We start from the raw sequence: 8,053 nt of genomic DNA on the forward strand, positions 1-8,053 counted from the left end.
TCGACAGCACGGGCCTCAAAATCTACGGCGAGGGTGAATGGCTGGATCAGAAGCACGGGGTTCGGGCGCGTCGGCGCTGGCGGAAACTGCACATCGCGGTCGATGCCGATACCCACGAGGTCCGCGCCAGTGAATTGACACCTGATGATGTCGGCGACGTCACCGCCGTGCCGGACTTGCTTGATCAGGTAAAAGATTCGGTTGCTGCTGTGATCGCCGACGGCGCTTACGACGGACAGCCGGTCTACGATGCGGTGGCGGCAAATCATCCAGGAGCCGCCATCGTTATTCCACCCCGGTCAACGGCAGTTGCGGGACAAAATGAGAACCCAACGCAGCGCGCCAGCCATCTCGAGGCTATCGCAAAGCACGGTCGGCGCGGCTGGCAGCAACGATCCGGCTATGGGCGGCGAAGTCTCGTTGAAACCACAATGTTCCGATACAAAACCATCATCGGTCGGCGACTTCACGCTCGGACTCTATCCAATCAACAGACCGAAGCCAAAATTGCCTGCAACGTCCTGAACCGGATGACCGGCCTCGGTATGCCGGTGTCCGTGAGGGTCAAATAAACGCTGCTACCATGGCGATCACCAACCCTGACCCGACTCATGCAACAACGCCACGCGGTATCTCATCTTCTTGAACTTGTGGCGGCGATCGTCGTTGATCTTGTTCGGCATGCGGCTTGCTGATGGCACTCGGGATGACACTTCCTCCTACTTCATTACTGAAATTCCGTCATCAAGCTATCCGACCGCGAGTCGATCACAACAAAATCAACCACAGGTGTATTTATGCACCAACGCCATTTCATGCGATTATGTTGCCGCTGCCGCGTCAACCTAATCGCATATCGCTCTAATGCTGCGCCGATGGGGGCATCCGCGCGTCGTGGTGACCGACAAGCTTCGGAGCGACGACGTTACACTCCGAAACGATTGCCGCAGTGCCGATCATCGGTCCCACAAGCGGCTGAACAACAGGATCGAAGCCTCTCATCGCCATCCAAGACGACGAGAAAAGATCTTGGGCCGGTTCAAGTCTGCCGGCCAGGCTCAGAGATTTCTCGCCACTCACGACCAGATCGTCACCCTGTCCCGCCCGAAACGCCACCGTCTCTTCGCGCGATCATTCCACCATGGTCGGGCCGACGCATTTCCACTCGGGGCCGACTACGCCGCCAACCTGGCCGCCTGATCGATCGTAACCAAGGTCAATCGCACCTCATCCAATCAACCTGACAATGCCTTCCGACCGACAAACCGCAATTCCGGGATTTAAGGAAAACTCACACCAAACCTCACGAACGATCAGCCACCATCGCTCCCCGCTGCTGCACACCCCACGCGCGCTTGCCGGTCAGGAAATACAGCCAGCCCCAGGTCGCGCCCATATGCCGGAACAACTGAAAGCTGAACGGCTCGATCACCGCCGCCAGTATCGCCAGCCCCGGCTCCGCTCGCGTCCGCCCGCCGACCCAGTTGCGATACAAATGCACCGACCAGCCATGAAACCCGAGATCGATCACGATCTTGCCCAAAATGAACCCGCCGACCGGGATCAACATCGAAACCCGCCCCGTCGCAATATACCAAAGCAGCAGCGCAAACGCGCATAGCCCATAGACCGGCTGCATCGTGTCGATCGCCTTGACCGGCAGCATCCACGTCCCCAACCGCCGATACCGCGCCGCCCCCACCATGTCGCGATACCAGAACTGGGTCTGCAGAAACCCGCCGAACCACCGCCGCCGCTGGCGTAAAAACGCCGGGAGGCTGCCGGGCGCCGAGGTTCGCCCCCGCGCCCCGCCGATCACCGCGCTGTGCCAGCTCAGCCCGTGCATGAACCCATAGCGACGCAACCGATGGATCAACTCATAATCCTCGACCAGACAATCCGGATCGAACCCGCCCACCAGCGCCACCGCATCACGCCGAAACCCGGCAAACGCCCCTGAAATCAACAGCAGACTGTCCTGGCGCATCCAGGCATAGCGCGACAGGAAATTGCGAACATATTCATAGGTCTGGAACCATTCGAACACCCGCCCGGTCACGCTGCCATCGCACACCGGAGTCAAAACCCCGGTCGCTGCCACCAGGCCCGGCGTTGCCGCGAACGCATCACGCATCGCGCCGATCGCCTCACGCTCCAAAATCGTATCCGCATCGACCGTCAGCACCAGATCGGTGTCGAGATGAACCAGACTCGCGTTCAACGCCACCGCCTTGCCGCCATGCGCCAACCGCAACCACCGCAACTGGGGCACCACCATGCTCGGCGCGCTGATCGCCCCCAGCATCGGCGCCTCCAAACCATAAACCGCGCGCATCACCGCCGCCGTGCCGTCGCTCGATCCATCATCGGCAATCACGATCGCCTCCGGCGGATCGCTCTGCCCGAGCAGCCCGGCCACCGTCGCCTCCAGCACTGCCGCCTCGTTATACGCGGCGACGATCACCCCCAGCGTCGGCCGCTGCCCCGCCGCAGCACCCGGCGCCACCGCCCGGCGCAACGGCCATGTCTGCCAGACGGTGAACGCCAACAGCGCGGTGTCATACGCGATATAAACGATCCCGACCGACCAGCCCGAAATGCCATGCGCGAAAAATGCGTTCGCGAACAACACCACCCACACCAGCATCACCGCGCCATGAATCGCCACACTGCGCCACGGTGTCGGCGACGGCGTCCAGCGCGGTGAATTCATCCGAAGCACCGGATTCAGCGTAATCGACACAGGCACTATCCCATCACAATCGTTCGCGTCTCACATGAGGCGGCTTGACGACCTGCCAAGCAGCCCCACCGATGATACATCCCAACTGGAGCCCGCAGATGACCGAGGCCGAAAAATACACACGCACCGCCGTCCTGCTGCATTGGGGCATCGCCCTGTTCATCCTGATCAACGTCAGCCTCGGCCTCGGCGCCAATTACGCCCCGGTTCCCTGGCAGCGCCCGATGATCGATCTGCATAAATCGATCGGCATCACCGTCCTGTTCCTCGTCATCGCCCGCATCGCGTGGCGCCTGACCCACAAACCACCCACACTGCCCGCCGACTACGCGCCCTGGGAACGCACCCTAGCCCACACCGTCCACTACGCCCTCTATTTCCTGATCCTCGCACTCCCGCTCACCGGCTGGATCCACGATTCCGCCTGGAGTGCTGCCGCCGGCCACCCGCTCAAACTGTTCTGGGTCATCCCCTGGTTTCGCCTCGGTTTCATCACCACCCTTCCCGCCGCCACCAAACACGAATTCCACCTCTGGTTCGGCATCATCCACACCTATCTCGGCTACACACTCTACGCCCTCGTCGCCGGCCACATCGCCGGCGCCCTCAAACACCAACTCCTCGACCACCGCCCCGAATTGCAGCGCATGTGGCGGTGACCCGTAATGGTGGGTGTTGGGGATGGTGAATTCGATCCTGTTGTTCAGCCGCTTGTGGGAACGATGATCGGCACTGCGGCAATCCGTGCGGTGTGGTACGTCGTAGCTCCAAAGCTTGTCGGTCACCACGACGCGCGGATGCCCCCATCGGCGCAGCATTAGAGCGATATTATTGCTATGCGCTTGTTTCCCGCCGGACGGTTCTTTCATTGGTCGGTTACAGAGCCCCAATCAAGCCAAACTCGATGCCGGTGCGCCGTCTATACCAACAAAAACTCTGTTTTGTCAGGCTTTTATAAGTCTTGGGGCGTCTTCGTCCCAGGTGATCGAGACTTTAGTGCCGGTTGCGATGCCGGCAGCTTCGGTGCTGGGCATGGCGGCGGTGATGCAGTCGGAACTACCTTCGATTTCGACGCGGAGGCTGGTCAGGGCGCCGAAGAAGGTGCTGGTCGTGACGGTGCCTTGCAACATGCCTGGGCTGGAGGACGGGGCGAGGCGGATGGCTTCGGGGCGGAGCAGGAAATGGATTTTCGTGCCTGCTGCCATGCCGCGTGCGCGGTTTGCGGCGAGGGTGCGGCCGAGGATGGTTACGGCACCGGTTGTTCCATCCGCGACGATGCCGGGTAGCTCGGCCACGGCGCCGACGAAGCGGGCGACGAAGATGGTTTCCGGCTCGCCGTAGATTGCGGCGGGGGTACCGACCTGTGCGAGCACGCCTTCATGCATCACCACCACGCGGTCGGAGATCGATAGCGCTTCCTCCTGATCATGGGTGACGAACAGGGTGGTCACACCGGTTTCCTGTTGGATCCGGCGGATTTCGTCGCGCAATTGCACGCGGACCTTGGCATCGAGGGCGGAGAGCGGTTCATCGAGCAGGAGCAGGGAGGGGCGGATTGCCAGCGCGCGGGCGAGGGCGACGCGCTGCTGCTGTCCGCCGGAGAGCTGATGCGGATATTTCGCCGCGTGTTCGGCGAGCCCGACGAGGTCGAGCAATTCGCGCGCACGCTGGCGCTGGGCGGCATCGTCCTGCCGGCGAACGCGCAGGCCGAAGCGGACGTTGTCTTCGGCGCTCATGTTGGGAAACAGGGAATAGGCCTGGAAGACCATGCCCATCTGGCGCTTCGCCGGGGCGAGAGCGGTGATGTCCCTGCCCTCCAGCATGACGCGGCCGGAATCCGGATGGTCGAACCCGGCGACGATGCGCAGCAGGGTGGTTTTGCCGCAGCCGGAGGGGCCGAGCAGGGAGATGAATTCGCCGGGTTTGAGCGCCAGCGAGACATCGCGCAGCACGGTGCGGCTGCCGTAGTGCTTGGCGATGGTATCGAGCGTCAGATAATCCATCAGCGGGCCCCGCCGATCTGCACCTGACCGCGACCGCTTCGTCCCGTGACCAGCACACCGAGCATGGCGAGCCAGGTGATCAGAAAGCTGAGCAGGGTCAGGGCCGAAGCCTCGGTTGCCGAGGTCTGGCCGATATAGTCGATATAGACCGCGAAGGTGTTGAACAGCAGGATGTTGGCGAAGGTGAATTCGCCCATCACGATCGCGATGGTGAGCAGGGCGGCACCGATCAACGCGGTGGTGAGGTTGGGCACCACGACGCGGAAAATCAGGGTGAACCAGCCGGCACCGAGGCTTTGGGAGGCTTCGGTCAGGGTTTTCAGATCGAGCGCGCGCATGCCGACATCGAGGGCGCGATAGGTGTAGGGGAGTGCCAGGATGACGTAAGGGACCACGAGGTAATTCGCGGTGCCGACGAACCAGTCCGGGCCGGTGTAGAGCGTGGTCATGCCCGCAACGAGCGCGATCGGCGGCACCACGAAGGGCAGGACCGAGAGGAAATCGAACAGCGGGCGCAGGCGTTGCACCCGCAGGTTCAGCCAGAACACGGCGGGGACCAGAACGACCAGCCCGACCAGGATGGTTTCGATCGCGAGGCGGATGGACAGGCCGAGGCTCTGCCAGAGTTTCGGCTGGTGGATCAGCGCGACATAGGCGGAGAGGCCGTAGCGGTCGCCGCCTTCCCACAGGCTGAACACGCCGGTCGCGAGCAGCGGGGTGATGAAATAAATCCCGACGATGCCGAGGCCGAGGCCGGGGATCAGGCGGGGGGTGCGGCGGTTCATCGTTTCACCCAGCGCCCGACCCGGCGCGCGATCAGGGCGTAGATGCCCATCACCACAACCATCACCCCGATCATGCCGAGGGCGAGGGCGGCACCGGTCTGCTGCGAGACCATGACGTTGCCCGACAGGACGTTACTGATCGCGACCGGGACCAGGGCGACGATGCCGGAGGTCAGCGCATAGGGCGTCGCGTAAGCGGAGAAGGCGTTGCCGAACAGCAGGATATAGGCCGAGAGCAGCGAGGGCAGCAGGATCGGCAGGCCGACATGGCGCCAGTAATCCCATGCCGAGGCACCGAGGTTTTCCGCGGCCTCCCGCCATTCGCGCCGGAGCGCTTCGAGGGCGGGGGTGATGACGATGACCATCAGCGGGATCTGGAAATAGGCATAGACCAGCACGAGGCCGGGCAGGGAATAGAGGGTGAACCCGCTGCCGTAGAGGTTCATGCCGATCAGTTTGAGCCAGACGGTGATGATACCGAGACTGCCGAGCGTGGCGATGAAGGCGAAGGCGAGCGGCACGCCGGCGAAATTCGCGGCCACCGCGCCGAAGGTGGTGACCAGCGAGCGCAGGCCGCGCGGCATGCCGGGGAGCAGCACGAAATACGCGGTCAGCCCGCCGACCACGAGGCCGACGAAAGCGGCCATGGCGGACAGTTCGATCGAGTTGCGGAACGCCACCACGGTCTGACCCTGGCCGAGTGAACGGACGTAATGCAGGGTCAGCCCGTGCTTGCCGAGGAAGGCGGTGGCCAGGAGCATCAGCGTCGGCAGGATCAGGAACGCCGTGACGTAGAGCAGGAACGGCGCCATGAAGGCGATGGTGAACCAGCCAGCGGATCTAATAATTCGTCCGTTCGACGTCGGGGAATCTGGTATCACGCCTTGACCAGTTTGGTCCAATTCTCGGTCAAAGCTGCTTGCGCCTTTTTGGTTTGCGCGATCGTTGCGAACAACGCCTCGCCATACGGCTTGGCTGGCGGTAAATCCGCCATCAGCGCGGCCGGGATAACGCCGGATTTTGCCATGGCGGAGAACCGCGCTGGGTGGGCGAAGCCCTTGAGGTAAAGCAGCTGACCTTCGTCCGAATAGATAAATTCCTGCCAGAGTTCGGCGGCTTTTGGGTGCGGGGCGAATTTACTGATCGCCTGGCAATAGAAGGCGCCGTAGGGTTTGGCATCGGTGGGGATGATGGTGTCGATCTTGGTCATCGCCTTGGATTTCTTCGCCTGGGCGAGGTTGAGGTAGTCCCAGTTGATCACCACCGGGGTCTGACCGGAAACGAGGCTGGCCGAGGTGGCTGCCGAGGGGTCGAAATTGCCGCGTTTGGCGAGATCGGCGAAGAATTCGATACCGGGCATGATATTGTCGAGTGAGCCACCATTTGCGAGGGCAGCGGCGAACACGCCGGCGAAGGCGGCACCGGCGCCGAGCGGGCTGCCGTTCAGTGCAACCATCCCCTTATAGGCAGGTTTTTTCAGATCGGCCCAGCTTTGCGGCGCGGTTTTGGCGACCGACATGTTCACGCCGAACGAAATCAGCCCGAAGTAGTCGCCGTACCAGAGGCCGGCGGGGTCTTTCAGCGCAGCGGGGATGGAATTCCAGGTCGAGACTTTGTAGGGCCTGAACAAGCCCTGTTTGGCCCCTGTCAGTGCAAAAGATAAGCCAACATCGACTACGTCCGGCCCACGCGATTGACCGCGCATGGAGCGGATGGATTGGAGCTCCTCCGCAGAAGTATCGTCGGGGGCGGCATTTCTAATCGGGATACCGTATTTTTTCTCGAATGTGCTGATGATTTCGCCATAATTCGCCCAATCGGGTGGCAAGGCAATGGTATTGAGCCCGCCCTCATGCTTCGCCGCTGCAATCAGGGCGGGGGACGTGCCGGCGGCATCGCTGATCGTGGGCAGCAATCCTGCGATGGCACCTGCTCCGACATATTTCAGAACGGTGCGGCGGGATTGGCGGAAACTTTCGGGTATCATATCACCGGGCATGATCTCATCCTCGATCGGTATAGGGTTTGCATCCAGATTGATCGCTCGCGAGGCTGCAACCATGAAACCGCCCCCTGGGCAAGCCTGCCCAACGTGACGGTTTCATGACGGCGACGGCGTCAGAATACCACGCCGGCTTCCAGCAGCCCGATCACCTGATTGCGATCGGTGCCGCTACTGCCGAACGCAGGTCCGGTACCGACGCTGGTGAGATGCAGCAACCCGACTTCGCCCCGCGCGAAGATGTTGCCTTGCTGCCACGTCGGTGTCACGCCGATGCCGATGCCAGCTGAGTGGGCGTTCAGATACCATGCTTGTGGACCATTGTTTGAATAATAGACCACCTGGCCACCCACCGACCACGGAGTTTTTGCGAATTGATAATCCCCGATCAGTTCGGCGCCGAAATTGCTGGTGAATTTATCGATACCGATCTGATGATCGACTTTGGCGTAAACATATTGAACTTCAGGTACCAGCGTCACGGCGCCTTTGGTGTAGGAATAATACACGCCAATCATAT

At 61.8% G+C, this 8,053-nt stretch carries 7 protein-coding genes and 2 pseudogenes; 3 read left to right on the forward strand and 6 right to left on the reverse strand.

All coding sequences use genetic code 11. The features are described from left to right. Both ACP5E6_RS11925 and ACP5E6_RS11930 read left to right on the forward strand, forming a co-directional pair. The coding region (locus tag ACP5E6_RS11925) for an IS5 family transposase (RefSeq protein ID WP_427954460.1) at positions 1–572 on the forward strand (572 nt) is incomplete at its 5' end. Between the two features lie 292 nt (positions 573–864). After that, positions 865–1,200: pseudogene (locus ACP5E6_RS11930) on the forward strand (DDE-type integrase/transposase/recombinase); the annotation flags it as partial. Between the two features lie 103 nt (positions 1,201–1,303). Here ACP5E6_RS11930 and ACP5E6_RS11935 read toward each other — a convergent pair. Next, complete coding sequence (locus tag ACP5E6_RS11935) at positions 1,304–2,743, reverse strand: glycosyltransferase family 2 protein (RefSeq protein ID WP_427954461.1); 1,440 nt, start codon at positions 2,741–2,743, stop codon at positions 1,304–1,306. A gap of 98 nt (positions 2,744–2,841) precedes the next feature. On the opposite strand from ACP5E6_RS11935, the gene ACP5E6_RS11940 reads away from it, so the two are divergent. Next, the gene (locus tag ACP5E6_RS11940; protein WP_427954462.1) at positions 2,842–3,402 is read left to right on the forward strand and encodes a cytochrome b; all 561 of its coding nucleotides are present in this window, start codon (positions 2,842–2,844) and stop codon (positions 3,400–3,402) included. 285 nt (positions 3,403–3,687) lie between these two features. Here the strand turns inward: ACP5E6_RS11940 and ACP5E6_RS11945 are convergent, their stop codons facing one another. From ACP5E6_RS11945 to ACP5E6_RS11965, 5 genes and pseudogenes are all read right to left on the reverse strand, one after another. Then, the gene (locus ACP5E6_RS11945) at positions 3,688–4,746 is read right to left on the reverse strand and encodes an ABC transporter ATP-binding protein (protein WP_427954463.1); all 1,059 of its coding nucleotides are present in this window, start codon (positions 4,744–4,746) and stop codon (positions 3,688–3,690) included. Next, positions 4,746–5,531, reverse strand: a complete 786-nt coding sequence (locus tag ACP5E6_RS11950) for an ABC transporter permease (RefSeq protein WP_427954464.1) — start codon at positions 5,529–5,531, stop codon at positions 4,746–4,748. Before ACP5E6_RS11950 ends, ACP5E6_RS11945 begins: the two co-directional genes overlap by 1 nt. Continuing rightward, positions 5,528–6,412, reverse strand: coding sequence for an ABC transporter permease (locus ACP5E6_RS11955; RefSeq protein ID WP_427954465.1), 885 nt, complete (start codon positions 6,410–6,412; stop codon positions 5,528–5,530). The genes ACP5E6_RS11950 and ACP5E6_RS11955 overlap by 4 nt, the downstream gene beginning before the upstream one ends. Beyond that, on the reverse strand, positions 6,409–7,530 hold the full coding sequence (locus ACP5E6_RS11960; RefSeq protein ID WP_427954466.1) for an ABC transporter substrate-binding protein: 1,122 nt from the start codon (positions 7,528–7,530) through the stop codon (positions 6,409–6,411). The genes ACP5E6_RS11955 and ACP5E6_RS11960 overlap by 4 nt, the downstream gene beginning before the upstream one ends. 119 nt (positions 7,531–7,649) lie before the next feature. Beyond that, positions 7,650–8,053 (reverse strand): annotated as a pseudogene (locus ACP5E6_RS11965) (outer membrane beta-barrel protein); the annotation flags it as partial.

The organism is Acidiphilium sp. (assembly GCF_049977125.1).
Taxonomy (GTDB): Bacteria; Pseudomonadota; Alphaproteobacteria; order Acetobacterales; family Acetobacteraceae; genus Acidiphilium.

Bases quoted from the DNA above. Each gene is read 5' to 3' on its own strand.
- ACP5E6_RS11940 (WP_427954462.1), top strand. From the start codon at position 2,842: ATGACCGAGGCCGAAAAATACACACGCACCGCCGTCCTGCTGCATTGG.
- ACP5E6_RS11945 (WP_427954463.1), bottom strand. From the start codon at position 4,746: ATGGATTATCTGACGCTCGATACCATCGCCAAGCACTACGGCAGCCGC.
- ACP5E6_RS11950 (WP_427954464.1), bottom strand. From the start codon at position 5,531: ATGAACCGCCGCACCCCCCGCCTGATCCCCGGCCTCGGCCTCGGCATC.
- ACP5E6_RS11960 (WP_427954466.1), bottom strand. From the start codon at position 7,530: ATGCCCGGTGATATGATACCCGAAAGTTTCCGCCAATCCCGCCGCACC.